Annotated in this window: 1 protein-coding gene; it reads right to left on the bottom strand. The window is 34.5% G+C overall.

Translation table 4 applies throughout. From position 1 onward, the window contains the following. Positions 1-771 (bottom strand): hypothetical protein (locus C4B25_RS04815; protein WP_168380718.1); only part of this gene is annotated, 771 nt, incomplete at both ends.

Genomic DNA, 771 nt, shown 5'->3' with positions numbered 1-771 from the left:
GGTGTTTTTGCACCTAATGTTTCAGTGGTGATTTCAACACTAATAACACCATCGGCTTTTTCTGTTATTCTAATACCTGTTATTTTTGTTCCATTAACTGTTGTCGGAACTTTAATACCTGTTTCTGTTTCAATAGCTTTGATCTTATCAGCTAGTGAACCTTTATTCATTGATTTAGCTACTTCAGAAGTAGTTCTATTACCTTGGTTGATTAACTTGGCATTCTTAAATAAGTCTTCAAACTTTTTATTGTTAACATTTTGAGCTACATCTGCATCAGATTGTCCATGTGCTGTTTTTGATACGGTTGCATCTTCAATTGAAGCTCCCGTTGTTTTTGTAACCACCTTAACCAAAATTGTTCCATCAGGTTGAGCAACTAAAATAATATCTTCAATAGTAGTACCCGCTATTTGTGAACCATTCGGTATCGTTACCGCACCATTTGTTGCTGCATCAATTGCTGCAATTTTTCCGGCGATTCCCGTAACAGCATTAATGCCTTTGGCGATTGTTGAAGCTGTTGTTGAACCTTGAGAAGGGAAGTGAAGATTTCTTAAGGAATTTTTAATTTTTTGTAAATTATCTTTTTGAATTAAATCAGCATTAATCATATTATCTGTTTTTGCATTAACAACTTTTGTGATTGTATGCGTTTTAGGATTAGCACCCGGTGTTGTTACTTCAACACTAATTGTAATTTCTCCATTACCATTTGGGTTTGCTTTAGCTGATATCTTACTTATCGTTGAACCTTTAAGTGTTGGCATG

This window comes from Mycoplasma todarodis, assembly GCF_004335995.1.
GTDB classification, from domain to species: Bacteria; Bacillota_I; Bacilli_A; order Mycoplasmatales; family Metamycoplasmataceae; genus Mycoplasma_K; species Mycoplasma_K todarodis.
This window is presented reverse-complemented; position numbering and strand designations above follow the sequence as displayed.